Annotated in this window: 19 protein-coding genes, 2 tRNA genes, 3 rRNA genes and 1 pseudogene; 17 read left to right on the forward strand and 8 right to left on the reverse strand. The window is 55.6% G+C overall.

The window, feature by feature from the left end:
- The first annotated feature begins 6 nt into the window (after positions 1-6).
- The 7 genes from dnaE (at position 7) to ACLI4M_RS14355 (ending at position 9,694) form a co-directional block, all read left to right on the forward strand.
- On the forward strand, positions 7-3,489 hold the full coding sequence (dnaE, locus tag ACLI4M_RS14325) for a DNA polymerase III subunit alpha (RefSeq protein ID WP_062818111.1): 3,483 nt from the start codon (positions 7-9) through the stop codon (positions 3,487-3,489).
- A gap of 12 nt (positions 3,490-3,501) precedes the next feature.
- Complete coding sequence (gene accA, locus ACLI4M_RS14330) at positions 3,502-4,461, forward strand: acetyl-CoA carboxylase carboxyl transferase subunit alpha (RefSeq protein WP_048915006.1); 960 nt, start codon at positions 3,502-3,504, stop codon at positions 4,459-4,461.
- 120 nt (positions 4,462-4,581) lie between these two features.
- Positions 4,582-5,307 (forward strand): hypothetical protein, encoded by a 726-nt coding sequence (locus ACLI4M_RS14335; protein ID WP_222941245.1) that lies wholly within the window; start codon positions 4,582-4,584, stop codon positions 5,305-5,307.
- 70 nt (positions 5,308-5,377) lie between these two features.
- A complete protein-coding gene (locus ACLI4M_RS14340; RefSeq protein WP_133624404.1) occupies positions 5,378-7,528 on the forward strand; it encodes a lysine decarboxylase LdcC in 2,151 nt (716 codons plus the stop codon).
- 80 nt (positions 7,529-7,608) lie between these two features.
- A complete protein-coding gene (locus ACLI4M_RS14345; protein ID WP_099754168.1) occupies positions 7,609-8,004 on the forward strand; it encodes a VOC family protein in 396 nt (131 codons plus the stop codon).
- A gap of 54 nt (positions 8,005-8,058) precedes the next feature.
- Complete coding sequence (gene tilS, locus ACLI4M_RS14350) at positions 8,059-9,360, forward strand: tRNA lysidine(34) synthetase TilS (RefSeq protein WP_133624402.1); 1,302 nt, start codon at positions 8,059-8,061, stop codon at positions 9,358-9,360.
- Between the two features lie 19 nt (positions 9,361-9,379).
- The gene (locus tag ACLI4M_RS14355) at positions 9,380-9,694 is read left to right on the forward strand and encodes a c-type cytochrome (RefSeq protein WP_048915010.1); all 315 of its coding nucleotides are present in this window, start codon (positions 9,380-9,382) and stop codon (positions 9,692-9,694) included.
- Positions 9,695-9,736: 42 nt separating this feature from the next.
- On the opposite strand, the gene rof is transcribed toward ACLI4M_RS14355, so the two are convergent.
- Both rof and ACLI4M_RS14365 read right to left on the reverse strand, forming a co-directional pair.
- Positions 9,737-10,000, reverse strand: a complete 264-nt coding sequence (gene rof / locus ACLI4M_RS14360) for a Rho-binding antiterminator (protein WP_048915011.1) — start codon at positions 9,998-10,000, stop codon at positions 9,737-9,739.
- Positions 9,978-10,187 (reverse strand): YaeP family protein, encoded by a 210-nt coding sequence (locus ACLI4M_RS14365; protein WP_099754171.1) that lies wholly within the window; start codon positions 10,185-10,187, stop codon positions 9,978-9,980. Before ACLI4M_RS14365 ends, rof begins: the two co-directional genes overlap by 23 nt.
- Positions 10,188-10,319: 132 nt before the next feature.
- Between ACLI4M_RS14365 and ACLI4M_RS14370 the strand changes: the two genes are divergently transcribed.
- Together ACLI4M_RS14370 and arfB are read left to right on the forward strand one after the other, a co-directional pair.
- On the forward strand, positions 10,320-10,874 hold the full coding sequence (locus ACLI4M_RS14370; protein ID WP_133624400.1) for a YaeQ family protein: 555 nt from the start codon (positions 10,320-10,322) through the stop codon (positions 10,872-10,874).
- Positions 10,871-11,288 (forward strand): annotated as a pseudogene (gene arfB / locus ACLI4M_RS14375) (alternative ribosome rescue aminoacyl-tRNA hydrolase ArfB). The gene ACLI4M_RS14370 and the pseudogene arfB overlap by 4 nt, the downstream one beginning before the upstream one ends.
- 185 nt (positions 11,289-11,473) lie before the next feature.
- Here arfB and proS read toward each other — a convergent pair.
- The 6 genes from proS to metN form a co-directional block, all read right to left on the reverse strand.
- On the reverse strand, positions 11,474-13,192 hold the full coding sequence (proS, locus tag ACLI4M_RS14380) for a proline--tRNA ligase (RefSeq protein WP_133624399.1): 1,719 nt from the start codon (positions 13,190-13,192) through the stop codon (positions 11,474-11,476).
- A gap of 92 nt (positions 13,193-13,284) precedes the next feature.
- Positions 13,285-13,992: a tRNA (N6-threonylcarbamoyladenosine(37)-N6)-methyltransferase TrmO gene (tsaA, locus tag ACLI4M_RS14385; protein WP_133624397.1), complete on the reverse strand. Its 708-nt coding sequence runs from the start codon at positions 13,990-13,992 to the stop codon at positions 13,285-13,287.
- Positions 13,989-14,393 carry an Rcs stress response system protein RcsF gene (rcsF, locus tag ACLI4M_RS14390; RefSeq protein ID WP_048915017.1) on the reverse strand — a complete coding sequence of 135 codons (405 nt, stop codon included), beginning with the start codon at positions 14,391-14,393 and terminating at the stop codon, positions 13,989-13,991. The genes tsaA and rcsF overlap by 4 nt, the downstream gene beginning before the upstream one ends.
- A 137-nt stretch (positions 14,394-14,530) precedes the next feature.
- On the reverse strand, positions 14,531-15,346 hold the full coding sequence (locus tag ACLI4M_RS14395; protein ID WP_133624395.1) for a MetQ/NlpA family lipoprotein: 816 nt from the start codon (positions 15,344-15,346) through the stop codon (positions 14,531-14,533).
- A 36-nt stretch (positions 15,347-15,382) separates the two neighbouring features.
- Entirely contained in the window at positions 15,383-16,036 is a 654-nt protein-coding gene (locus tag ACLI4M_RS14400) for a methionine ABC transporter permease MetI (RefSeq protein ID WP_048915019.1), read from the reverse strand.
- Positions 16,029-17,060 (reverse strand): methionine ABC transporter ATP-binding protein MetN, encoded by a 1,032-nt coding sequence (metN, locus tag ACLI4M_RS14405; protein ID WP_133624393.1) that lies wholly within the window; start codon positions 17,058-17,060, stop codon positions 16,029-16,031. Before metN ends, ACLI4M_RS14400 begins: the two co-directional genes overlap by 8 nt.
- Before the next feature lie 190 nt (positions 17,061-17,250).
- On the opposite strand from metN, the gene gmhB reads away from it, so the two are divergent.
- The 8 genes from gmhB (at position 17,251) to ACLI4M_RS14445 (ending at position 25,301) form a co-directional block, all read left to right on the forward strand.
- A complete protein-coding gene (gene gmhB, locus ACLI4M_RS14410) occupies positions 17,251-17,811 on the forward strand; it encodes a D-glycero-beta-D-manno-heptose 1,7-bisphosphate 7-phosphatase (protein WP_048915021.1) in 561 nt (186 codons plus the stop codon).
- Positions 17,812-18,220: 409 nt separating this feature from the next.
- Positions 18,221-19,761, forward strand: a 16S ribosomal RNA gene (locus ACLI4M_RS14415).
- Between the two features lie 73 nt (positions 19,762-19,834).
- Positions 19,835-19,910, forward strand: a tRNA-Glu gene (locus ACLI4M_RS14420).
- A gap of 218 nt (positions 19,911-20,128) precedes the next feature.
- A 23S ribosomal RNA gene (locus tag ACLI4M_RS14425) occupies positions 20,129-23,035 on the forward strand.
- A 208-nt stretch (positions 23,036-23,243) separates the two neighbouring features.
- Positions 23,244-23,359 (forward strand): 5S ribosomal RNA (gene rrf / locus ACLI4M_RS14430).
- The 16S, 23S and 5S rRNA genes sit together here with 2 tRNA genes alongside, the layout of an rRNA operon.
- A gap of 101 nt (positions 23,360-23,460) precedes the next feature.
- Positions 23,461-23,537, forward strand: a tRNA-Asp gene (locus ACLI4M_RS14435).
- A 178-nt stretch (positions 23,538-23,715) separates the two neighbouring features.
- Positions 23,716-24,519 carry an endonuclease/exonuclease/phosphatase family protein gene (locus ACLI4M_RS14440; RefSeq protein WP_048917082.1) on the forward strand — a complete coding sequence of 268 codons (804 nt, stop codon included), beginning with the start codon at positions 23,716-23,718 and terminating at the stop codon, positions 24,517-24,519.
- A gap of 17 nt (positions 24,520-24,536) precedes the next feature.
- Complete coding sequence (locus ACLI4M_RS14445) at positions 24,537-25,301, forward strand: class I SAM-dependent methyltransferase (protein WP_133624392.1); 765 nt, start codon at positions 24,537-24,539, stop codon at positions 25,299-25,301.
- Positions 25,302-25,327 lie beyond the last annotated feature (26 nt).

Below are 25,327 nucleotides of genomic sequence, written 5' to 3' on the forward strand. Positions count from 1 at the left end.
TCCCAGATGGCCGAACCTCGTTTTATTCATTTACGCGTTCACAGCGACTACTCCATGATCGATGGGCTAGCCAAAACGGGCCCGTTGGTGAAAAACGCGGCGAAACTGGGAATGCCGGCGATTGCGATTACCGACTTCACCAACCTGTGCGGCCTGGTGAAGTTTTACGGCACGGCTCACGGTCAGGGCATGAAGCCGATTATCGGCGCTGATTTTAATGTTGCCAGTGAAGCCATGGGGGACGAGCTGTCGCATATCACCGTGCTGGCAGCGGATAACGAAGGCTACCAAAACCTGACGCTGCTGATCTCGCGCGCCTACCAGCGCGGCTATGGTCCGGCAGGCCCAACGATCGATCGCGACTGGCTGGTTGAACATCAGCAGGGGATTATTCTGTTGTCCGGCGGGCGTCGTGGCGATGTTGGCAAAATGCTGTTGCGCGGCAACACGGCGCTGGTTGCCGACTGTCTGGCGTTTTATCAGCAACATTTTGCCGATCGCTACTACCTTGAGCTGATCCGTACCGGTCGTCAGGACGAAGAGACCTATTTGCACGCCGCGGTGGAGCTGGCGATTGCCAACGGCATCCCGGTGGTGGCCACCAACGAGGTCTGCTTCCTGCAGGAGTCAGACTTTGACGCGCATGAAATACGCGTTGCCATTCATGATGGTTTCACTCTGGACGACCCGAAACGCCCGCGCAGCTACAGCCCGCAGCAGTATATGCGCACGGAAGAGGAGATGTGCGAGCTGTTCTCGGACATCCCTGAAGCGCTGGAAAACAGCGTTGAGATAGCCCGCCGCTGCAATGTCACCATTCGCCTTGGCGAATACTTCCTGCCGCAGTTCCCGACCGGGGAAATGAGCACCGAAGATTTCCTCGTGATGAAATCGCGCGAGGGGCTGGAAGAGCGCCTCGCGTTCCTGTTCCCGGACGAGCAGGTACGCCGCGAAAAGCGGCCAGAATATGATGAACGTCTGGAAATTGAGCTTAACGTGATCAACCAGATGGGCTTCCCGGGCTACTTCCTGATCGTGATGGAATTCATCCAGTGGTCGAAGGATAACGACGTGCCCGTGGGGCCGGGACGTGGTTCCGGTGCCGGTTCTCTGGTGGCCTACGCACTGAAAATTACCGACCTCGACCCGCTGGAGTTTGACCTGCTGTTCGAACGTTTCCTCAACCCGGAACGTGTTTCGATGCCCGACTTTGACGTCGACTTCTGCATGGAGAAGCGCGATCTGGTGATTGAGCACGTGGCCGATATGTACGGTCGCCAGGCGGTATCGCAGATTATTACCTTCGGGACCATGGCGGCGAAAGCGGTCATCCGCGACGTAGGGCGCGTGCTGGGGCACCCGTACGGATTCGTCGACCGCATTTCGAAACTGGTGCCGCCTGACCCGGGCATGACGCTGGAAAAAGCCTTTGCTGCTGAACCACAGCTGCCGGAAATCTATGAGGCAGATGAAGAGGTTAAGGCGCTGATCGACATGGCGCGCAAGCTGGAAGGCGTGACGCGCAACGCCGGTAAACACGCCGGCGGCGTGGTGATCGCGCCGACTAAAATTACCGATTTTGCCCCGCTTTACTGTGACGAAAACGGTAATCATCCGGTTACCCAGTTTGATAAAAATGATGTGGAATATGCCGGGCTGGTGAAGTTCGACTTCCTCGGTCTGCGAACGCTGACCATCATTGACTGGGCGCTGGCGATGATTAACGCCAGGCGTGAAAAAGAGGGCGAGCCGCCGATCGATATCGCGGCGATTCCGCTTGAAGATAAAAAAAGTTTCGATATGCTGCAACGCTCGGAAACCACAGCGGTGTTCCAGCTCGAATCACGCGGCATGAAAGATCTGATCAAACGCCTGAAGCCCGACTGCTTCGAGGATATGATCGCGCTGGTCGCCCTGTTCCGCCCCGGTCCGCTGCAATCGGGCATGGTAGATAACTTTATTGACCGTAAGCACGGCCGTGAAGAGATCTCCTACCCGGACATTCAGTGGCAGCATGAGTCGCTGAAACCGGTGCTGGAGCCGACCTACGGCATTATCCTGTATCAGGAACAGGTGATGCAGATTGCTCAGGTGCTGGCGGGTTACAGCCTGGGCGGCGCGGACATGCTGCGCCGTGCGATGGGTAAAAAGAACCCGGTCGAGATGGCTAAGCAGCGTGGCGGCTTTGAAGACGGTGCGAAAGCGCGCGGCATCGACGGTGAGCTGGCGATCAAGATTTTCGACCTGGTGGAGAAATTCGCCGGTTATGGTTTTAACAAATCGCACTCCGCCGCCTATGCGCTGGTCTCTTATCAGACGCTGTGGCTGAAAGCGCACTACCCGGCCGAGTTTATGGCAGCGGTAATGACCGCCGACATGGACAACACCGAGAAGGTGGTCGGGCTGGTGGATGAGTGCTGGCGCATGGGGCTGAAGGTCCTGCCGCCGGATATTAACTCCGGGCAGTATCAGTTCCACGTCAACGAGAACGGCGAAATTGTTTACGGCATCGGCGCAATTAAAGGCGTCGGTGAAGGCCCGATCGAGGCGATAATCGAAGCGCGTAACGAAGGCGGTTATTTCCGCGAGCTGTTTGACCTTTGTGCGCGTACCGACACCAAAAAGCTGAATAAGCGGGTGCTGGAAAAGCTGATTATGTCCGGGGCGTTTGACCGCTTAGGCCCGCACCGTGCGGCGCTGATGAGCGCGCTGCCCGATGCGCTGAAAGCCGCCGATCAGCACGCGAAAGCGGAAGCGATTGGCCAGGCCGATATGTTCGGCGTGCTGGCCGAAGCGCCAGAGCAGGTCGAGAAATCCTATTCCGACGTCACGCCGTGGCCGGAACAGATTCAGCTGGATGGGGAGCGTGAGACGTTAGGGCTTTACCTGACCGGCCACCCCATCAACCAGTATCTGAAAGAGATTGAGCGCTATGTCGGTGGACAGCGCCTGAAAGACATGCACCCGACCGAGCGTGGTAAAATGACCACCGCAGCCGGTCTGGTGGTGGCGGCCCGCGTGATGGTGACAAAGCGCGGCAACCGTATTGGCATCTGCACGCTGGATGACCGTTCCGGTCGTCTGGAAGTGATGTTATTTACAGATGCGTTAGATAAGTTCCAGCATATGCTGGAGAAGGACCGTATCCTGATCGTTAGCGGGCAGGTCAGCTTCGATGACTTCAACGGCGGGCTTAAAATGATGGCCCGCGATATGATGGACATTGATGAAGCACGCGAAAAATATGCGCGCGGGCTTGCTATCTCGCTGACGGACAGGCAAATTGATGACCAGCTTTTGAACCGTCTCCGTCAATCCCTGGAACCCCATCGTTCGGGGACAATTCCGGTACATCTCTACTATCAGAGAGAGGATGCGCGGGCGAAGTTGCGCTTCGGTGCAACCTGGCGCGTGTCGCCGAGCGATCGTTTGCTGAACGATCTTCGGTCGTTGATAGGATCGGAGCAGGTGGAACTGGAGTTTGACTAAAACAGGATTATTATGAGTCTTAATTACCTGGATTTCGAACAGCCAATCGCAGAACTTGAAGCGAAGATCGATTCGCTTAAGTCGGTTGGCCGTCACGATGAAAAACTGGATATTAATCTGGATGAAGAAGTTCAGCGTCTGCGCGATAAAAGCGTGGAGCTGACACGTAAAATCTTCTCCGATTTAGGTGCCTGGCAGATCGCGCAGCTCGCGCGTCATCCGCTGCGCCCGTATACGCTGGACTATGTCCGCAATGTGTTTACCGACTTTGACGAACTGGCGGGCGACCGTGCCTACGCTGATGATAAAGCTATCGTCGGGGGTATTGCGCGTCTGGAAGGCCGTCCGGTGATGATCATTGGTCATCAGAAAGGGCGTGAAACTAAAGAGAAGATCCGTCGTAACTTCGGTATGCCAGCGCCAGAAGGCTACCGTAAAGCGCTGCGTCTGATGGAGATGGCCGAGCGTTTTAACATGCCGATCATCACCTTTATCGACACCCCGGGTGCTTACCCTGGCGTCGGTGCAGAAGAGCGCGGTCAGTCTGAAGCCATCGCCCGTAACCTGCGTGAGATGTCTGGCCTGACGGTTCCGGTGATCTGTACCGTTATCGGTGAAGGCGGCTCCGGTGGTGCACTGGCTATCGGCGTGGGTGACAAAGTCAACATGCTGCAGTACAGCACCTACTCGGTGATCTCGCCGGAAGGCTGTGCCTCTATTCTGTGGAAAAGCGCAGATAAAGCACCGCTGGCGGCGGAAGCGATGGGCATTATCGCCCCGCGCCTGAAAGAGCTGAAGCTGATCGACACCGTGCTGCCTGAACCATTGGGTGGCGCGCATCGCGACCCGCTGGCGATTGGCGCAACGATGAAGGCTCAGCTGCTGTCCGACCTGGCCGAGCTGGATAAGTTGACCAAAGCGGAACTGCTGGACCGTCGTTATCAGCGTCTGATGAGCTACGGTTACGCTTGATTCTGTGGGGCGCGGCACACCGCGCCCCTGCTTTACGTTGTGCCATCTCCTGGCGCGTGGTCGCCTGCCCCTCCTTACTTTAGTCTTAGGTTTCCTCTCAACCACAGGAAGAAACATAAGATGGAAAATCAACCTCTCACCCATTGTGCCTCTCAGTGCGCTAACTTTGAACACGAGGCCATCCATAAGCTCAGCGAGCAGCTGTGCGATCGCCGTACCGCAGAGATTCTGGCGCCGTTTATCACCGATGCCGGTTTTAATATGACCCCGCCTTCAGGCTTTATTCATGAGGCCAGCCTGTTGATTGCTTTTGCCTTTGGTAACCGTCCAAACGCCGAGCATGATCCTGACAAGCTGGCGCTGCCGGGGCCGATGAATAGAGAGCTGGCGCGCTGCTGTGCTGCCGTCTGGCATAAAAAACACCTGCCGATGTTTGTGCAGTGGGAAATTGCCCGCTGCCTGTATGAGCCGGAGTTTTCGTACATCCCGCGTAAAGATATTATCTCGATCGAACCCTACTGGGATGACACAGGCAAGCTGGTGTACCTGAGCACTGACGGCGTGGTGCAGGAGATCGTCGAGAAGTATTACCACAACGATCCGGCTTCGATGGGCAAGGCCGCAGTGATCGGTCATCGCGACCACGTCAAGCGCTGCATTCTCACCTGTGCCGGGCGCAAGGTGAAGGGATTTGCTCCGAGGGGCATTGGCCTGCCAGCCTGGTACGATGTGCACTCTGACCAGAGCTGGACGCGTCGCCGCGACCTCTATGTGCTGCAGGATGTCGCCGCCCAGCTGGCGATGAGTGCGCAGGCAAACATTGCGAAGGCTTACCCGCAGGGCTAAATCCGCTATGCTTATGTTTTGATTATGTATCGGACGAGGCGTGCCTCGTCCCTACAGCAGGAGATAAGCATTGAATATTATCGCGATCGTGGGACCGCAAAACGCCTTTTATAAAGATGAACCCATCCGAGAGCTTGACGCCGCATTAAAACTCCAGGGCTTTCAGACCATCTATCCGCACGATGCCAGCGACCTGCTAAAACTGATTGAGCATAATCCGCGTATCTGCGGCGTGGTGTTCGACTGGGACGAGCACAGCCTCGAACTGTGCAGCGAAATCAACCAGCTAAATGAATACCTGCCGCTGTATGCCTTTATCAATACTCATTCGACGATGGACGTCAGCATTAACGAAATGCGCATGACCCTGTGGTTCTTCGAGTATGCGCTGAGCGCCGCCGAAGAGATCTCGCAGCGCATCCGCCACTATACCGATGAATATATCGATACCATTACGCCACCGCTGACCAAAGCGCTATTTACCTATGTCAAAGAGGGCAAGTACACCTTCTGTACCCCGGGGCATATGGCGGGAACGGCCTTCCAGAAAAGCCCGGTTGGCAGCCTGTTTTATGACTTTTTTGGCGCGAACACGCTGAAAGCAGATATCTCTATTTCCGTCACCGAGCTGGGTTCGCTGCTCGATCATACCGGCCCGCATCTTGAGGCTGAGGAGTATGTTGCCCGTACCTTCGGCGCGGAGCAGAGCTATATGGTGACAAATGGTACCTCAACGTCGAACAAAATCGTCGGCATGTACGCTGCTCCGGCGGGCAGCACGATGCTGGTGGATCGCAACTGCCACAAATCACTGACTCATCTGCTGATGATGAGCGACATTATTCCTATCTGGCTAAAACCGACGCGTAACGCGCTCGGTATCCTCGGCGGCATCCCTAAACGCGAATTCACCAAAGAGAGTATCGCGCTGAAAGTGGCGCAAACGCCGCGCGCCAGCTGGCCGGTGCATGCGGTGATCACTAACTCCACCTATGACGGGCTGCTGTACAGCACGCAGTACATTAAAGAGACGCTGGACGTGCCGTCGATCCACTTCGATTCTGCGTGGGTGCCGTACACCAACTTCCACCCGATCTATCAGGGGCTGAGCGGCATGAGCGGCGAGCGCACGCCGGGCAAGGTGATCTACGAAACGCAGTCGACGCATAAGCTGCTGGCGGCGTTCTCGCAGGCTTCGCTGATCCACATTAAAGGCGAGTACGACGAACAGACCTTTAATGAAGCCTACATGATGCACACCACCACCTCGCCAAACTATGCGATTGTCGCCTCGATAGAGACTGCCGCCGCGATGCTGCGCGGCAATCCCGGCAAGCGCCTGATTAACCGTTCCGTGGAGCGGGCGCTGCATTTCCGCCGCGAAGTACAGCGCCTGCGTGAAGAGTCGGACGGCTGGTTCTTTGATATCTGGCAGCCGGAAGGGGTTGATGAACCGGAGTGCTGGCCTATTCAGCCCGGTGAAGAGGATTGGCACGGCTTCCGCGATGCTGATGCCGACCATATGTACCTCGACCCGATCAAGGTGACGATCCTGACGCCGGGTATGAGCGAGCTGGGCGAGATGGCGGAACAGGGGATCCCGGCGGCGCTGGTGGCGAAGTTCCTCGATGAGCGCGGCGTGGTGGTGGAGAAAACCGGGCCGTACAATCTGCTGTTCCTGTTCAGCATCGGCATTGATAAAACCAAGGCAATGAGCGTACTGCGCGGGCTGACCGAGTTCAAACGCGCGTACGATCTCAACCTGCGGGTAAAGAATATGCTGCCGGATCTGTATGCTGAGGATCCGGACTTCTACCGCCATACGCGCATTCAGGATCTGGCGCAGGGGATCCATAGCCTGATCCGCCAGCACGATCTGCCGCGCCTGATGCTGCAGGCCTTTGCCACGCTGCCGGAGATGAAGCTGACGCCGCATCAGGCTTTCCAGCAGCAGGTGAAGGGCAATGTTGAGACCGTGCCGCTGAGCGAAATGGTTGGGCGCATCTCGGCCAATATGATCCTGCCTTACCCGCCGGGCGTGCCTGTGGTAATGCCAGGGGAGGTGATTACCGAACAGAGCCGGGCGGTGCTCGATTTCCTGCTGATGCTCTGTACCATTGGGCAGCACTATCCGGGCTTTGAAACCGATATTCACGGCGCGACGCTGACCGATGAGGGGCAGTATCTGGTGCGGGTGCTGAAAGCGGACGCCATTATCTGATATCGCTTTCCAGAATCATGCCATTGCGCTATCGAAGGGGGCCGGATAACGTGACGGAGAAGTGTTTAACAGGAGCAGGTATGTCAGGTTTACAGTTAAAAAAAGTGCACCACATCGCGATTATTGCGCGGGATTATCCGGCCAGCCGCGATTTTTACTGCAATATCCTCGGTTTTACCCTGATGGAAGAAGTCTACCGTGAGGCGCGTGATTCGTGGAAAGGGGATCTGGCGCTGAACGGTGACTATACGATTGAGCTGTTCTCCTTCCCGCAGCCGCCCGCGCGCCCGACGCAGCCGGAAGCCTGTGGTCTACGCCATCTGGCCTTCAGCGTCGATGATATTGACGCCGCAAAGCAGTATCTGGAAACCCACGGCGTGCGCTGTGAGGAGATTCGCGTCGACCCACTGACCGGTAAGCGTTTTACCTTTTTTAACGATCCGGATGGGTTGCCGCTGGAGCTCTACCAGGCTTAAAATAGCCGTCATTTATTCGGCAATTTAAGCCTTTTCATTATTGCAGGAACGCCCATGTCTGCCATCGCCCATCTTGAACGCGCACTTGCGTCACAGCCTGCTGTGCTGCTGGCCTACAGCGGTGGGTTGGATTCCAGCGTGCTGCTGCATCAGCTGGTGCTGCTGAGAAGCCAGCGGCCGGAGCTGCAGCTGCGGGCGGTTCATATCCATCACGGGCTGAATCCGTTGGCGGATAGCTGGGTGGCACACTGTGAGCAGCAGTGCGCGCAGTGGCAGGTGCCGCTTGAGGTGGTGAGAGTGCAGATTGATGCGCGCGCAGGCGGGATCGAAGCCGCGGCCCGCACCGCGCGCTACGACGCGTTCAGCCAGCTGCTGCTGCCGGACGAGGCGCTGCTGACCGCCCAGCACCTTGATGACCAAAGTGAAACGGTGCTGCTGGCCCTGAAGCGCGGTAGCGGCCCGGCGGGTCTGGCCGCGATGCCCCAGCAGCACTGGTTGGGGCAACATCGCCATCTGCGGCCGCTGCTGGCAGTAAGCCGCAGCCAGCTGGAAGCGTGGGCGCAGCATCACCAGCTGTCATGGATTGAGGATGACAGCAATCAGGACCCGCGCTATGACCGCAACTTTCTGCGTTTAAAGGTGCTGCCGTTACTCAATGACCGCTGGCCGCATTTTGCCAGCGCCGTGGCACGCAGCGCCGCGCTGTGCGGCGAGCAGGAGCAGCTGCTTGACGAGCTGTTGGCCGAATCGCTGGCCCTGCTGGTGGACGAGCAGGGGGCATTGTCGATTGCACCGCTGCTGGAGATGAGCGATGCACGGCGGGCAGCGCTGCTGCGGCGCTGGATCGCCACTCATGATGCCAGCATGCCGTCGCGCGAGGCATTACAGCGGCTCTGGCAGGAAGTGGCATGCAGCCGTGAGGATGCAGAGCCGCGCCTGCGGTTGGGCAGCCATCAAATCCGCCGCTTCCGCGATCGCCTCTACTGGCTACCGCTTTACCCGCCGCTGCGTGAGATCCGCCTGAACTGGCCGCCACCGTGGCAGCCATTAGCGCTGCCCGACGGGCTGGGTCAGCTGCAGCTGGGGGCGCATGGCATTGCGCTGCGTGCGCCGCAGCCCGCTGAAGCGGTCACTATTCGTTTTCAGGCGCAGGGGGCTTTTCACATCCAGGGGCGTGCAGGCAGCCGCCCGCTGAAAAAGCTGTGGCAGGAGCTGGCCGTTGCGCCCTGGCTGCGTGAGCGCACCCCGTTACTTTTTTATGGCGATCGTTTGATTGCCGCCATTGGCGTGTTTGTCACCCGCGAGGGCGCGCCGCTGGAAAATGAAGCCTGCTGGCATCTGCACTGGTGCCGCTAAAATAACTGACTGGAGATCAATGATGAGTACCCGACTTTTGGCGCTGATGCTGCTGGCGTGCAGCCTGCCTGCGCTCGGCGCGGGCAACAGCAGCGCCGGGCAGGAGAAATCAGCCCGCTGCATGGCGTGCCACGGCGCCGACGGCAAAGCGGCTGCGCCAGTCTATCCCAACCTTGCCGGGCAGCATGAGGCGTATCTTGAACAGGCTTTACAGGCGTACAAAAGCGGTGCGCGCAGCGGCGGGCAGGCGGAAGTCATGAAGGCCTTCGTTGCCGGGCTAAGCGATAAGGATATAGCCGATCTGGCGGCGTATTACGCGGGGTTGAAACCTTAGGATGAAGAGGCGGATCGTCGATCCGCCAGGCTAAAACGGGGCTTAATCGGACTCGCTGACCTTTACAGTACCCAGGTCAGGGTGGCTAAAGGTGTCGATATGGTCGAGGCGCAGCTGGCGCTCCTCGCCATTGATCTCAATGCTGAGGTATTCAACGTTTTTGCGCGACACCATATCTTTAGCTTTGGCCGTCAGCTGTTCGCCATTTTTCAGCGTCAGCGACAGGGGCCAGCTGTTCTGGCAGGCGAGTTCCAGATTGTCGTAGTCATCACAGTTGATCGGTTTATACGCTTCGTTCGTCAACATAGTCGCTCACCAATAAGTTTGCGGCAGCAAAGGCTGCCTGTTCCCTGATGGAAGAGTGTAGCTCAGGATTACCCGCTACCTCATCAAGTGCTTTCAACACGCACGCTAATGCGTCCGGCACGTATCCCAGATCGCCACTGCCTATCTCGGCATATTTTTGGCGAACTAACTCACAATACTTTGGCACATGCACCTCCTTCAGAGTTTTCTCTGGCGATTATCCGACTATAGCACAGCCATTTATCGGAAATCAGCCCGCAAGCGGGTGATTTGCTCACTCATCAGGTTACAATAGGCGCGAATTGAAATAAGGAACCTCATGGCACTTAAAGCTACGATTTATAAAGCTACCGTCAATGTCGCCGACATGGACCGTAACGTGTTTATCGACAACACGCTGACGCTGGCACGTCACCCTTCGGAAACGGAAGAGCGGCTGATGCTGCGCCTGCTGGCATGGCTGGTTCATGCCAACGAACGCCTGACCTTCACCCGCGGCCTGAGCGCGGAAGATGAGCCGGAAATCTGGCAGCTGAACGACCATAACGGCATTGATGTTTGGGTTGATCTCGGCCTGCCGGAAGAGCGCCGAATCAAAAAGGCCTGTAGCCGCTCGCAGCACGTCTGGCTGTATACCTACAACGGTCGCGCCGCTCAGCCGTGGTGGCAGCAGAACCAGAATAAGCTGACCCAGCATGATAACCTGACCATTCGCTATATCAGCGACGAGCAGCTCAGCGCCCTGGTGCAGCTGGCCTCGCGTTCGATGACGCTGCAGGCCACTATTCAGGATGGCACTATCTGGTTGTCAGATAACAGTCATCATCTGGAAATTCAGTTCGAGCAGTGGCTGGATGCCGGAAAGCGCATATGATTGTTTTATCACGTAACGTCACTATTCCGGATGCCGAAATCGAGATCACCGCGATCAGAGCGCAGGGCAACGGTGGCCAGAACGTGAATAAGAGTTCGACGGCGATCCACCTGCGCTTCGATATTCGCTCTTCCAGCCTGCCTGAGTTTTATCAGCAGCGTATGCTGGCGGTTAGCCACCATTCTGATCACCCCGGAAGGGGTGGTGATTATTAAGGCCCAGGAGTATCGCAGCCAGGAGATGAATCGTGAAGCCGCGCTGAAAAGGCTGGAAAATCTGATTGTTGAACTCACCGTGGTGGAGAAGACCCGCCGGGCAACGCGCCCGACGATGGCGTCCAAAAAACGTCGGCTGGAAGGTAAAGCACGCAAAGCGTCGACCAAATCGCTGCGCGGTAAAGTGCGCGGCGACTAATTTTTAGCCGGAGAAACCACGAAGGCTGTTTTTCTGACTCTGTTTGCCAGGCTGGCACCTGGCTCGCTGTTCATCAATTCTCCTCAACATCACGAAGCTTCCCAATGAAAAAGCCCCCGACAGAGGGCAGCGCCACTGTCGGGGGCTCGTCAGCATCCGTGCTGAAATGAAGAGGCCTGGCGAACTTATGGCGCCAGCTCGCTCACCAGGAAATCAACGATTTCATTGGTTTTGATCATACGCTTCTCACCTTCACGGCGTGATTTGTACTCCACTTCTTCACTGTCGAGATTACGGTCGCCGATGACGATGGTGTGCGGTACGCCAATCAGTTCCATATCGGCAAACATCACGCCCGGACGCTCTTTGCGGTCATCCAGAATCACATCAATGCCTTTGGCACGCAGCGTGCTGTACAGCTCTTCCGCCAGCTCTTTGACGCGGAACGACTTCTGCATGTTCATTGGCAGGATAGCCACCTGGAAAGGTGCCAGCGCCGGGGACCAGATGATGCCGCGCTCATCGTGATTCTGCTCAATGGCAGCGGCCACGATGCGGGTAATACCAATACCGTAGCAGCCCATGGTCATAATCTGGTTACGGCCATCTTCACCCTGTACCGAGGCTTTCATCGCTTCGGAATACTTCGTCCCGAGCTGGAAGATATGGCCCACTTCGATGCCGCGTTTGATCAGCAGCGTGCCTTTTCCGTCCGGGCTGGCATCGCCTTCAACCACGTTACGCAGATCGGCCACGCGTGGTAATGGCAGGTCGCGTTCCCAGTTGATGCCTTTCAGGTGCTGACCGTCAATATTGGCACCCGCGCTGAAGTCGCTCATTGCCGCAACGGTACGGTCCGCAACGATCGGCATATTCAGACCGACCGGGCCGAGTGAACCTGGACCTGCATTGACCAGCGCACGGATCTCTTCTTCCGTGGCGAAAGTCAGCGGCGCGTCAACGATATCAATCTTCTCAGCTTTAATTTCATTCAGCTCGTGGTCGCCGCGCAGCAGCAGGGCAACCAGCGTATGGCCGCTCTCTTTGGTGGCTTTTACCATCAGCGTTTTCACGGTTTTTTCGATCGGCAGATTAAACTGCTCAACCAGCTCAGCGATGGTTTTGGCGTTCGGCGTAGCGAACTGCGTCATCTCCTGAGTCGCAGCAGCGCGGCCAGCAGCAGGAGCAACGGCCTCCGCTTTTTCCATATTTGCCGCGTAGTCTGACTCGGTAGAGAACACCACATCATCCTCACCGCTCTGTGCCAGCACCTGGAACTCGTGAGAAGCGCTGCCGCCGATCGAACCGGTGTCGGCATCCACCGCACGGAAATTCAGACCCATGCGGGTGAAGATCTGGCTGTAGGCGCGATACATGGCGTCGTAGGTTTCCTGCAGCGACTCCTGGGTCGTGTGGAACGAGTAGGCATCCTTCATGATGAATTCACGTGAACGCATCACGCCAAAGCGCGGGCGCACTTCATCACGGAATTTAGTCTGGATCTGGAACAGGTTCAGCGGCAGCTGCTTATAAGAGCTCAGCTCGTTGCGGATCAGGTCGGTGATCACCTCTTCGTGCGTTGGGCCGAGAACAAACGGACGCTCGCCACGATCAACAAAACGCAGCAGTTCCGGGCCGTACTGCTCCCAGCGTCCACTCTCCTGCCACAAATCCGCTGGCTGCACCACCGGCATGGAAATCTCAATCGCACCGGCGTTATTCATCTCTTCGCGCACGATATTTTCGACTTTTTTCAGCACGCGCAAACCCGTCGGCAGCCAGGTATACAGGCCGGAAGCCAGTTTACGGATCATCCCGGCGCGCAGCATCAGCTGGTGGCTGATCACTTCAGCGTCGGCAGGTGTCTCCTTAAGTGTGGAGAGCAGATATTGAGTAGTACGCATGAGTTACGATTCCATATGAACGCAGAGAGCCAAAAAAAACGTGGACGCTAGTGTACCAGCGTGACAGGTGACTCAAAAGATGCCGGAAGAAATTAACGTGGGTCGATGGCAATTACTTCGGTGCCGCTAAGCGTAACGCGCCAGCGCACGTTGAACTCCAGCAGCCAGGCGGCGTATTCGCGATCGGGCTCTTCCCCTTTACGATAGGCCGGACGTGGGTCCTGCGCCAGTACCTGCTGAATAAAACGCTCAAGGTGGGGATAGTGGCGCAGATGCAGAGCCAGCTGCTGCTGCGCTTCAGGCGTAAAGCTCACCGGCATGTCTGCCTGCGGAGCCTGCTGGGCAAATCCGGCGCGAGCATCGGGCAGCGCCTCAGCGAAGGGGAGGTACGGCTTGATATCGACGATCGGCGTGCCGTCGACCAGGTCCAGACTGCCGAGTTCGAGGATCACCTGCTGCTTGTCAACGCGAATACCTTTTAACTCGACCAGCGACATGCCGATGGGGTTAGGGCGGAAGGTCGAACGGGTGGCAAACACGCCCATGCGGGCATTACCGCCCAGGCGCGGGGGCCTGACCGTTGGGCGCCAGCCGCCTTCCATCGTTTGATGGAAGACAAAAAGCAGCCACAGATGGCTGAACGCTTCCAGGCCGCGCACGGCTTCCGGGTGGTTATACGGCGCTGCGAAGTGGAGTTCTCCACCGCCATCCTGAATCAAACCAGGCTGACGGGGAACGGCGAACTTTTCCTTCCACGGAGAGTGGATCACACCAATCTGGGAGAAGGAGAATCCACTCATTGATTGCTGACTTTCAGTGCGGAGCCCTGGCAAATCGCTTGACGATAGCAGCCCTGCGCAGCGGTGACGATCTCACATTTATGCACCAGCACAGCGTTGGCTTTCATAGCGGATGCCCGAATCTGCATACGTTTACGCGCGGTGGCGAGATTCGGCGGTGAGTCCTGTGAGCTGCTCTGGCAATCGTCGCCATACACTTCACCCAGGTCACGGAAAGGCTTGCTCACCAGGTCAGCAGCATCGGTATACAGTTTTACCGGGGCAGGGCGCGCGGCAGGTTTCGCCTGGGAAGCATCGGTCTGCGTTGACTGCGGAAAAGGTTTAACAGGCTCATAGGGCTTAGGGAATAACGAACACCCTGTCAGCGTCAGCGCTAACAAACAGAGCGGTAAAAAACGCATGGGAAAATCCTCATGATCGATAAAGTGGCGTTATTGAAGCAAGCTGGAACGGAAATAACAAGCGGAGAGCATCAGGCAGGCACATCTGGCAATATCTAATGAGCTGCGGGCAGCTGGCGCTGCCCGCATGCGGCTGGTTACCAGCCTTTTACTGCGCCACCGTTAAACACTTTATTAGCGGCGTCGTTGACTTCGTCAGACTGGTAAGCCTGCACGAATTTCTTCACGTTTTCCGCGTCTTTGTTGTCTTCGCGCGCCACGATCAGGTTAACGTAAGGGGAGTCTTTGTCTTCAACAAAGATGCCGTCTTTCGCTGGAGTCAGGTTGATCTGGCTGGCGTAAGTGGTATTGATCACTGCCAGTGCAATCTGCTGATCGTCCAGTGAACGTGGCAGCTGCGGTGCTTCCAGCTCTACCAGCTTCAGGTTTTTCGGGTTCTCAACCACATCCAGTGAGGTTGGCAGCAGGCCAACACCCTCTTTCAGTTTGATCAGACCCACTTTCTGTAGCAGCAGCAGGGAACGACCGAGGTTAGTGGGGTCATTCGGGATAGCAACCTGTGCGCCGTTCTGCAGTTCGTCCAGAGATTTGATCTTCTTAGAGTAACCCGCGATTGGGTAAACAAAGGTGCTACCCACGGAAACCAGCTTGTAGCCACGATCTTTAATCTGCTGATCGAGGTAAGGTTTATGCTGGAAGGCATTGGCGTCAATATCGCCTTTGCTCAGCGCTTCGTTCGGCAGTACGTAGTCATTGAAGGTCACCAGCTCAACATCCAGACCGTATTTCTCTTTCGCCACTTTGGCTGCCACTTCGGCAACCTGCTGCTCAGAACCAACGATCACACCAACCTTGATGTGGTTTGGATCTTTCTCTTTCTGATCGCATCCAACTAACGCCAGGCTACCAATCAGAGCGCCTACTGCGGCAAACGTTTTAAGATTAAAAGACATATCCCTTCCTTAAATAGAGAGAAATTACTGTTGTGTTTACTTGTGGGTGACCGCACGAACAATGCGATCGCCACAGAACTGAATCAAATACACCAAAACAACCAGCAGGACTAATACCGTGTTCATCACGGTGGCGTTATAGCCGATATAGCCATACTGATAGCCAATCTGACCCAGACCGCCTGCGCCGACGGCGCCACCCATTGCTGAGTAGCCGACCAGGGTAATCAGAGTAATAGTAGCGGCATTCACCAGACCCGGCAGTGCTTCCGGCAGCAGAACCTTGCGGATGATCTGTAATGGGGTGGCCCCCATTGCGCGGGAAGCTTCGATCAGTCCGGTTGGCAGCTCAAGCAGCGCATTTTCCACCATGCGGGCAATAAAGGGGGCAGCGCCAACGGTCAGCGGCACGATAGCGGCCTGCAAACCAATGGAGGTGCCGACGATAATGCGCGTGAACGGGATCATCCAGACCAGCAGGATAATGAACGGAATCGAGCGGAAGATATTTACCGCAGCGGAGAGCACGCGATAGAGTTTGGCATTCGCCACAATCTGACCCGGGCGAGTGACATAGAGAAGAACGCCTGTTGGCAGGCCCAGCACGAAGCCGAAAAAGCCAGAGACAAAGGTCATCATCAGCGTTTCCCAAATGCCCCGGCCCAGTAACCACATCATTGCCTCAGACATAACCTAATACCTCTACCTTTACATGATGCTCGTGCAGGAAAGCGATGGCGGCCTGGGTGTCGGCTGCCTCACCGTGGATCTCCGCCAGCATGATGCCGAACTTCACACCACCGGCGTAATCCATCTGCGCGCTAATAATGTTGTTGTTAACGTTAAAACGGCGTGCTGACTCAGAAAGCAGCGGCGCATCGACAGACTGACCGGTAAACTCCAGGCGCAGCAGAGGGACGGTGGTCGCACTCGCTTCTGGCGACAGGCGCTTGAGGTAGTCCTCGGGGATGTCCAGATGCAACGTTGACTGAATAAACTGCTGAGCCAGTGGCGTCTTCGGATGGGAGAACACTTCACTGACGGTATCCTGCTCAATCAGTTCGCCATTGCTGATGACGGCTACGCAGTCGCAGATGCGTTTCACCACATCCATTTCATGGGTGATCAGCAGGATGGTAATGCCCAGACGACGGTTGATATCTTTCAGCAGTTCGAGAATTGAGCGCGTGGTTGCCGGATCCAGCGCGCTGGTGGCTTCATCGCACAGCAGCACTTTGGGATTGGTGGCCAGCGCACGAGCAATGGCCACGCGCTGTTTCTGGCCGCCGGAAAGATTGGCTGGCCAGGTGTCATGCTTGTCTGACAGGCCGACCAGCTCCAGCAGCTCACTGACGCGCACTTTAATTTCGGTTCTGGACAGATTTCCCAGCTCAAGCGGCAGCGCGACGTTGCCGGCTACGGTGCGTGAGTTCAGCAGATTGAAGTGCTGGAAGATCATACCAATCTGGCGGCGTGCCAGCGTGAGCTGCCCTTCTGAAAGGGTAGTCAGGTCCTGACCATCAACCAGCACGCTACCGGAAGTGGGGCGCTCCAGCAGATTAACGCAGCGGATCAGGGTACTTTTACCCGCACCGGATGCGCCGATCACGCCATAAATTTGTCCGGCGGGAACGTGCAGGCTGACATCCGACAGCGCTGTGATAGTCCGTGAACCCTGCTGGAACACTTTGGTGATATTTGAAAGTTTTATCATTGAGTTATTTATTATCGTGATGGGAATTATCCGTGGCGTAAATGATCAATCCATCCCGCGCTTCCGGGATTGCGAGTGGATGTTAAGGCATCCAGACGTCTAAATCAATCGAAGTCATTCAAACTGCCATTCTCTCTTTTCAGGCAATCATGCGATACTCTACGGCAAATTTTGTAGCAGGAGTTACTACGTGGCTGACAAGGTCCCCGCAATTTTCCTCGATCGAGACGGCACTATTAATGTCGATCACGGTTATGTCTCTGAAATCGATAACTTCGAGTTTATCGATGGCGTCATTGATGCCATGCGTGAACTGAAGAGGATGGGCTTTGCGCTGGTGCTGGTGACTAACCAGTCCGGTATTGCCCGTGGCATGTTTAGTGAAGATCAGTTTATGCAGCTGACCGAATGGATGGACTGGTCACTGGCCGACCGCGATGTCGACCTCGACGGTATCTATTTCTGCCCGCATCATCCCGAAGCAATAGTAGAAGAGTTACGCCAGTCCTGTGACTGCCGTAAACCAGAGCCGGGAATGTTGCTCACTGCTCAGCAGGAGCTGAACATTGATATGGCTTCTTCTTATATGGTTGGCGACAAGATTGAAGACATGCTGGCGGCAAAAGCTGCTGGAGTGGGTAAAAAAGTATTAGTGCGTAGCGGTAAGCCCGTCACTGCTGAAGGCGAAGCCGCAGCCGATTGGGTGCTAAATAGCCTGAAAGAGCTGCCGGCACGTATCAAACAGGGCTAAAAAGCAGCGTTTCGCGTGAACTTTCAGCAGGCAGTAAAAAAGTTAAGATTACTGCTTGCGTTCCCGAAGCGCCTGTCTATAATGCGCAACCACTGAGACGGCACAACGGCTTACAGGCCAGCGGCTCAGGAGGTTCAGGAAGTATCTGAACCGCCGGAAAAACTTCTCAAAAAGAAGTTGACTCCGAAGGAGGAAAGCGTAATATACGCCACCTCGCGACAGGAAGCCTCGGCACTGCTCGCAACGCTCTTTAACAATTTATCAGACAATCTGTGTGGGCACTCGCAGGATTGATATCAACGTCTCCGGACGTAAAAAATATCAAGCCTCACGAGTGAACACATAATGAAATTCATTATGACGTTTTACAGATGAGCACCGCTGAACTTGTTTCAGCAAATCGAACTTTTAATTGAAGAGTTTGATCATGGCTCAGATTGAACGCTGGCGGCAGGCCTAACACATGCAAGTCGAACGGTAGCACAGAGAGCTTGCTCTTGGGTGACGAGTGGCGGACGGGTGAGTAATGTCTGGGAAACTGCCCGATGGAGGGGGGTAACTACTGGAAACGGTAGCTAATACCGCATAACGTCTTCGGACCAAAGTGGGGGACCTTCGGGCCTCACACCATCGGATGTGCCCAGATGGGATTAGCTAGTAGGTGGGGTAACGGCTCACCTAGGCGACGATCCCTAGCTGGTCTGAGAGGATGACCAGCCACACTGGAACTGAGACACGGTCCAGACTCCTACGGGAGGCAGCAGTGGGGAATATTGCACAATGGGCGCAAGCCTGATGCAGCCATGCCGCGTGTATGAAGAAGGCCTTCGGGTTGTAAAGTACTTTCAGTGGGGAGGAAGGCGAAGAGGTTAATAACCTTTTCGATTGACGTTACCCGCAGAAGAAGCACCGGCTAACTCCGTGCCAGCAGCCGCGGTAATACGGAGGGTGCAAGCGTTAATCGGAATTACTGGGCGTAAAGCGCACGCAGGCGGTCTGTCAAGTCGGATGTGAAATCCCCGGGCTCAACCTGGGAACTGCATTCGAAACTGGCAGGCTAGAGTCTTGTAGAGGGGGGTAGAATTCCAGGTGTAGCGGTGAAATGCGTAGAGATCTGGAGGAATACCGGTGGCGAAGGCGGCCCCCTGGACAAAGACTGACGCTCAGGTGCGAAAGCGTGGGGAGCAAACAGGATTAGATACCCTGGTAGTCCACGCCGTAAACGATGTCGACTTGGAGGTTGTGCCCTTGAGGCGTGGCTTCCGGAGCTAACGCGTTAAGTCGACCGCCTGGGGAGTACGGCCGCAAGGTTAAAACTCAAATGAATTGACGGGGGCCCGCACAAGCGGTGGAGCATGTGGTTTAATTCGATGCAACGCGAAGAACCTTACCTGGCCTTGACATCCACGGAATTCGGCAGAGATGCCTTAGTGCCTTCGGGAACCGTGAGACAGGTGCTGCATGGCTGTCGTCAGCTCGTGTTGTGAAATGTTGGGTTAAGTCCCGCAACGAGCGCAACCCTTATCCTTTGTTGCCAGCGAGTAATGTCGGGAACTCAAAGGAGACTGCCGGTGATAAACCGGAGGAAGGTGGGGATGACGTCAAGTCATCATGGCCCTTACGGCCAGGGCTACACACGTGCTACAATGGCGCATACAAAGAGAAGCGACCTCGCGAGAGCAAGCGGACCTCATAAAGTGCGTCGTAGTCCGGATCGGAGTCTGCAACTCGACTCCGTGAAGTCGGAATCGCTAGTAATCGTAGATCAGAATGCTACGGTGAATACGTTCCCGGGCCTTGTACACACCGCCCGTCACACCATGGGAGTGGGTTGCAAAAGAAGTAGGTAGCTTAACCTTCGGGAGGGCGCTTACCACTTTGTGATTCATGACTGGGGTGAAGTCGTAACAAGGTAACCGTAGGGGAACCTGCGGTTGGATCACCTCCTTACCTGAAGATACCTTCCCGCGTAGTGCTCACACAGATTGTCTGATGAACGTAACGAGCAAAATGTAGTATCAGAGTCCCCATCGTCTAGAGGCCCAGGACACTGCCCTTTCACGGCTGTAACAGGGGTTCGAATCCCCTTGGGGACGCCATACCGGTAACGAAGTGAAAGTCGTTATCACCGTATCTCAAAACTGACTTTTTGGAGTCACGTTTGAGATATTTGCTCTTTAACAATCCGGAACAAGCTGAAAATTGAAACGACGCGTCGTATTCATTCTCCGTAATAAGAATGAAATCAACGATGCGTTCGAGTCTCTCAAATGCTCACGACAGCAATGTGTTCCTTCGGGACGCTTGTGGGTTGTGAGGTTAAGCGACTAAGCGTACACGGTGGATGCCTAGGCAGTCAGAGGCGATGAAGGGCGTGCTAATCTGCGATAAGCGTCGGTAAGGTGATATGAACCGCAATAACCGACGATACCCGAATGGGGAAACCCAGTGTGATACGTCACACTATCATGTCATGAATACATAGTGGCATGAGGCGAACCGGGGGAACTGAAACATCTAAGTACCCCGAGGAAAAGAAATCAACCGAGATTCCCCCAGTAGCGGCGAGCGAACGGGGAACAGCCCAGAACCTGAATCAGCTTGTGCATTAGTGGAAGCGTCTGGAAAGTCGCAGGGTACAGGGTGATACTCCCGTACACAAAAATGCACTCGCTGTGAGTTCGATGAGTAGGGCGGGACACGTGACATCCTGTCTGAATATGGGGGGACCATCCTCCAAGGCTAAATACTCCTGACTGACCGATAGTGAACCAGTACCGTGAGGGAAAGGCGAAAAGAACCCCGGCGAGGGGAGTGAAACAGAACCTGAAACCGTGTACGTACAAGCAGTGGGAGCACCTTCGTGGTGTGACTGCGTACCTTTTGTATAATGGGTCAGCGACTTATATTCTGTAGCAAGGTTAACCGTATAGGGGAGCCGCAGGGAAACCGAGTCTTAACTGGGCGTTAAGTTGCAGGGTATAGACCCGAAACCCGGTGATCTAGCCATGGGCAGGTTGAAGGTTGGGTAACACTAACTGGAGGACCGAACCGACTAATGTTGAAAAATTAGCGGATGACTTGTGGCTGGGGGTGAAAGGCCAATCAAACCGGGAGATAGCTGGTTCTCCCCGAAAGCTATTTAGGTAGCGCCTCGTGAACTCATCTTCGGGGGTAGAGCACTGTTTCGGCTAGGGGGCCATCCCGGCTTACCAACCCGATGCAAACTGCGAATACCGAAGAATGTTATCACGGGAGACACACGGCGGGTGCTAACGTCCGTCGTGAAGAGGGAAACAACCCAGACCGCCAGCTAAGGTCCCAAAGTCATGGTTAAGTGGGAAACGATGTGGGAAGGCACAGACAGCCAGGATGTTGGCTTAGAAGCAGCCATCATTTAAAGAAAGCGTAATAGCTCACTGGTCGAGTCGGCCTGCGCGGAAGATGTAACGGGGCTAAACCATGCACCGAAGCTGCGGCAGCGGCGCGTAAGCGTTGTTGGGTAGGGGAGCGTTCTGTAAGCCGTTGAAGGTGTGCTGTGAGGCATGCTGGAGGTATCAGAAGTGCGAATGCTGACATAAGTAACGATAAAGCGGGTGAAAAGCCCGCTCGCCGGAAGACCAAGGGTTCCTGTCCAACGTTAATCGGGGCAGGGTGAGTCGACCCCTAAGGCGAGGCCGAAAGGCGTAGTCGATGGGAAACGGGTTAATATTCCCGTACTCGGTGTTACTGCGAAGGGGGGACGGAGAAGGCTATGTTGGCCGGGCGACGGTTGTCCCGGTTTAAGCGTGTAGGCTTGAGTTCCAGGCAAATCCGGAACTCTTTAAGGCTGAGGCGTGACGACGAGGCACTACGGTGCTGAAGTAACAAATGCCCTGCTTCCAGGAAAAGCCTCTAAGCATCAGGTAACATCGAATCGTACCCCAAACCGACACAGGTGGTCAGGTAGAGAATACCAAGGCGCTTGAGAGAACTCGGGTGAAGGAACTAGGCAAAATGGTGCCGTAACTTCGGGAGAAGGCACGCTGTCGGTAGGTGAACCCCCTCGCGGGTGGAGCCGAAGGCAGTCGAAGATACCAGCTGGCTGCAACTGTTTATTAAAAACACAGCACTGTGCAAACACGAAAGTGGACGTATACGGTGTGACGCCTGCCCGGTGCCGGAAGGTTAATTGATGGGGTTATCGCGCTGCGAGAAGCTCTTGATCGAAGCCCCGGTAAACGGCGGCCGTAACTATAACGGTCCTAAGGTAGCGAAATTCCTTGTCGGGTAAGTTCCGACCTGCACGAATGGCGTAATGATGGCCAGGCTGTCTCCACCCGAGACTCAGTGAAATTGAACTCGCTGTGAAGATGCAGTGTACCCGCGGCAAGACGGAAAGACCCCGTGAACCTTTACTACAGCTTGACACTGAACATTGAGCCTTGATGTGTAGGATAGGTGGGAGGCTTTGAAGCGTGGACGCCAGTCTGCGTGGAGCCAACCTTGAAATACCACCCTTTAACGTTTGATGTTCTAACCTGGCGCCGTGATCCGGCGTGGGGACAGTGTCTGGTGGGTAGTTTGACTGGGGCGGTCTCCTCCTAAAGAGTAACGGAGGAGCACGAAGGTTAGCTAATCACGGTCGGACATCGTGAGGTTAGTGCAATGGCATAAGCTAGCTTGACTGCGAGAGTGACGGCTCGAGCAGGTGCGAAAGCAGGTCATAGTGATCCGGTGGTTCTGAATGGAAGGGCCATCGCTCAACGGATAAAAGGTACTCCGGGGATAACAGGCTGATACCGCCCAAGAGTTCATATCGACGGCGGTGTTTGGCACCTCGATGTCGGCTCATCACATCCTGGGGCTGAAGTAGGTCCCAAGGGTACGGCTGTTCGCCGTTTAAAGTGGTACGCGAGCTGGGTTTAGAACGTCGTGAGACAGTTCGGTCCCTATCTGCCGTGGGCGCTGGAGAATTGAGAGGGGTTGCTCCTAGTACGAGAGGACCGGAGTGAACGCACCACTGGTGTTCGGGTTGTCATGCCAATGGCATTGCCCGGTAGCTAAGTGCGGAAAAGATAAGCGCTGAAAGCATCTAAGCGCGAAACTTGCCTCGAGATGAATTCTCCCTGACTCCTTGAGAGTCCTGAAGGGACGTTGAAGACTACGACGTTGATAGGCCGGGTGTGTAAGCGCAGCGATGCGTTGAGCTAACCGGTACTAATGACCCGTGAGGCTTAACCTTACAACGCCAGAAGCGTTCTGGTGTGCGTTATGAGAGACGCAAAAGAGATTTTCAGCCTGTTACCGGAATTAAGTCCGAAGTATTTTGCGCTGAGGCAAGGCGGCAAGCGAAGGAAAGGAGGGAGCATACTGAAGTATGTGACTGACTTTGCGAGCGCGGCCAACGCAGCATCAGCACAAAAGACACAGGACAGAGCACAAAGAATTTGCCTGGCGGCTTTAGCGCGGTGGTCCCACCTGACCCCATGCCGAACTCAGAAGTGAAACGCCGTAGCGCCGATGGTAGTGTGGGGCCTCCCCATGCGAGAGTAGGGAACTGCCAGGCATCAATTTAAGACCCGTTTTCGGGTCGTGACCTTACCCCTGACAAGGTAAGGGCGAAACACCTGAAGTCAGACGCCGTTCTGAATTCAGTACAGAATCGGTGGAGCGGTAGTTCAGTTGGTTAGAATACCTGCCTGTCACGCAGGGGGTCGCGGGTTCGAGCCCCGTCCGTTCCGCCACTAAAACATGAAGCCCTGACTCATACGAGTCAGGGCTTTTTTGTATTTGAGTTCTTATTTGCATTTCCTTACGCACAATCCCGTCTGAATTACCCTCCTCCGATTGAAAGTACGCAGTAAAGTCCCTATAACTGATAGATGGTAAGCTCATTCAGCAGTAATAAGTACAGGCGGTAACGTGCGGAAAAAAACATATGCCATGAGATACGTAGCAGGGCAGCCAGCGGAGCAAATATTTCCGCCAGGGGCAATGCTGCATGTCGGCCAGGCATTGCCGCCCGGTGCCCCGCTAACGACCGAATCCACCCTGAAGGTACTGGTGTGGAATATCTTCAAGCAGCAGCGCGCCGAGTGGCTGTCGGTATTACAAAACTTTGGCAAAGATGCGCATCTGGTTCTACTGCAGGAGGCACAAACGACGCCTGAGCTGGTGCGTTTCGCCACCACCAATTACCTGGCGGCCGACCAGGTTCCCGCTTTTGTTCTGCCCCAGCATCCTTCTGGCGTCATGACGCTGGCTTCAGCTCATCCGGTCTATTGCTGCCCGCTGCGCGAGCGTGAACCGCTGCTGCGCCTCTCCAAGTCAGCGCTGGTCACCGCTTACCCCTTGCCGGGTGGGCAAATGCTGATGGTGGTCAATATACACGCGGTGAACTTCAGTCTGGGTATTGATGTTTACAGTAAGCAGCTAGGGCCGATCGGTGAGCAGATCTTTCACCATCAGGGCCCGGTGATCATGGCCGGCGATTTTAACGCCTGGAGTCGTCAACGCATCAATGCCCTGTATCGTTTTTCACGCGAAATGGGGCTGCGTGAGGTACGTTTCACCGACGATCACCGTCGCAAAGCCTTTGGGCGTCCGCTGGATTTCGTTTTTTATCGCGGAATGGGAGTGGCAGAAGCTTCTGTACTGGTCACCCGCGCCTCAGATCACAACCCACTGCTGGTAGAATTTAACGCTCATCCGCCATCGCTGGCATAACAGGGAAGCTTCTCGTAATGGCAACAAAACATCATGACAACGTTGATAAACAGTTCGGCGAGCAGGCTAATGCCTACCTGACCAGCGCGGTACATGCCAGCGGTCGGGATTTAGTGCGGCTGGCAGAGCGGCTGTTTGGTGCCTCAGACGCGAAAGTACTGGATATGGGCTGCGGAGCAGGGCATGCGAGCTTTGTTGCCGCTCAGCATGTCAAAGAGGTCATTGCCTACGATCTATCGGAAAAGATGCTGGCGGTAGTGCGCGAGAGTGCGGATGAGCGCGGGTATCACCACCTCAGCACGCAGCAGGGCTATGCCGAGAGCCTGCCATTTGCCGATGCCGCGTTTGATATTGTCATCAGCCGCTACTCCGCACACCACTGGCATGATGTTGGCAGTGCGCTGCGGGAGGTGTGTCGTGTGCTCAAACCCGGCGGCAGAGTGATTTTTATGGACGTCAGCGCACCGGGCAATCCGGTGCTCGATATCTGGTTACAGACGGTAGAGGCGCTACGTGATACCTCGCACGTGCGCGATTACAGCCCTGGGGAGTGGCTGACGCTAATGACCGAAGCCGGGCTGGCCGTGCAGGCTCTCTCGCAGGATAAGTTGGAGCTGGAGTTTAGCAGTTGGACAGCGCGTATGCGCACCCCTGAAGTAATGGTGCAGGCGATAAGGGCTTATCAGCAGGCAGCACCTGACGACGTCCAGAACTACTACGCTCTCAGGCCGGATGGCAGTTTCAGCACCGATATCATCTTTATCGAGGCCCTGCGGCCATAAAAAAAGCCCGTTTGGAGACGGGCTTT

The organism is Erwinia sp. LJJL01, from assembly GCF_047300805.2.
GTDB classification, from domain to species: Bacteria; Pseudomonadota; Gammaproteobacteria; order Enterobacterales; family Enterobacteriaceae; genus Erwinia; species Erwinia aphidicola.

What these genes read in the sequence shown, in the direction of transcription:
- dnaE (WP_062818111.1), top strand. Translation starts at nt 7, where the DNA reads ATGGCCGAACCTCGTTTTATTCATTTACGCGTTCACAGCGACTACTCC.
- accA (WP_048915006.1), top strand. Translation starts at nt 3,502, where the DNA reads ATGAGTCTTAATTACCTGGATTTCGAACAGCCAATCGCAGAACTTGAA.
- ACLI4M_RS14335 (WP_222941245.1), top strand. Translation starts at nt 4,582, where the DNA reads ATGGAAAATCAACCTCTCACCCATTGTGCCTCTCAGTGCGCTAACTTT.
- ACLI4M_RS14345 (WP_099754168.1), top strand. Translation starts at nt 7,609, where the DNA reads ATGTCAGGTTTACAGTTAAAAAAAGTGCACCACATCGCGATTATTGCG.
- tilS (WP_133624402.1), top strand. Translation starts at nt 8,059, where the DNA reads ATGTCTGCCATCGCCCATCTTGAACGCGCACTTGCGTCACAGCCTGCT.
- ACLI4M_RS14355 (WP_048915010.1), top strand. Translation starts at nt 9,380, where the DNA reads ATGATGAGTACCCGACTTTTGGCGCTGATGCTGCTGGCGTGCAGCCTG.
- rof (WP_048915011.1), bottom strand. Translation starts at nt 10,000, where the DNA reads ATGTTGACGAACGAAGCGTATAAACCGATCAACTGTGATGACTACGAC.
- ACLI4M_RS14370 (WP_133624400.1), top strand. Translation starts at nt 10,320, where the DNA reads ATGGCACTTAAAGCTACGATTTATAAAGCTACCGTCAATGTCGCCGAC.
- proS (WP_133624399.1), bottom strand. Translation starts at nt 13,192, where the DNA reads ATGCGTACTACTCAATATCTGCTCTCCACACTTAAGGAGACACCTGCC.
- tsaA (WP_133624397.1), bottom strand. Translation starts at nt 13,992, where the DNA reads ATGAGTGGATTCTCCTTCTCCCAGATTGGTGTGATCCACTCTCCGTGG.
- rcsF (WP_048915017.1), bottom strand. Translation starts at nt 14,393, where the DNA reads ATGCGTTTTTTACCGCTCTGTTTGTTAGCGCTGACGCTGACAGGGTGT.
- ACLI4M_RS14395 (WP_133624395.1), bottom strand. Translation starts at nt 15,346, where the DNA reads ATGTCTTTTAATCTTAAAACGTTTGCCGCAGTAGGCGCTCTGATTGGT.
- ACLI4M_RS14400 (WP_048915019.1), bottom strand. Translation starts at nt 16,036, where the DNA reads ATGTCTGAGGCAATGATGTGGTTACTGGGCCGGGGCATTTGGGAAACG.
- metN (WP_133624393.1), bottom strand. Translation starts at nt 17,060, where the DNA reads ATGATAAAACTTTCAAATATCACCAAAGTGTTCCAGCAGGGTTCACGG.
- ACLI4M_RS14445 (WP_133624392.1), top strand. Translation starts at nt 24,537, where the DNA reads ATGGCAACAAAACATCATGACAACGTTGATAAACAGTTCGGCGAGCAG.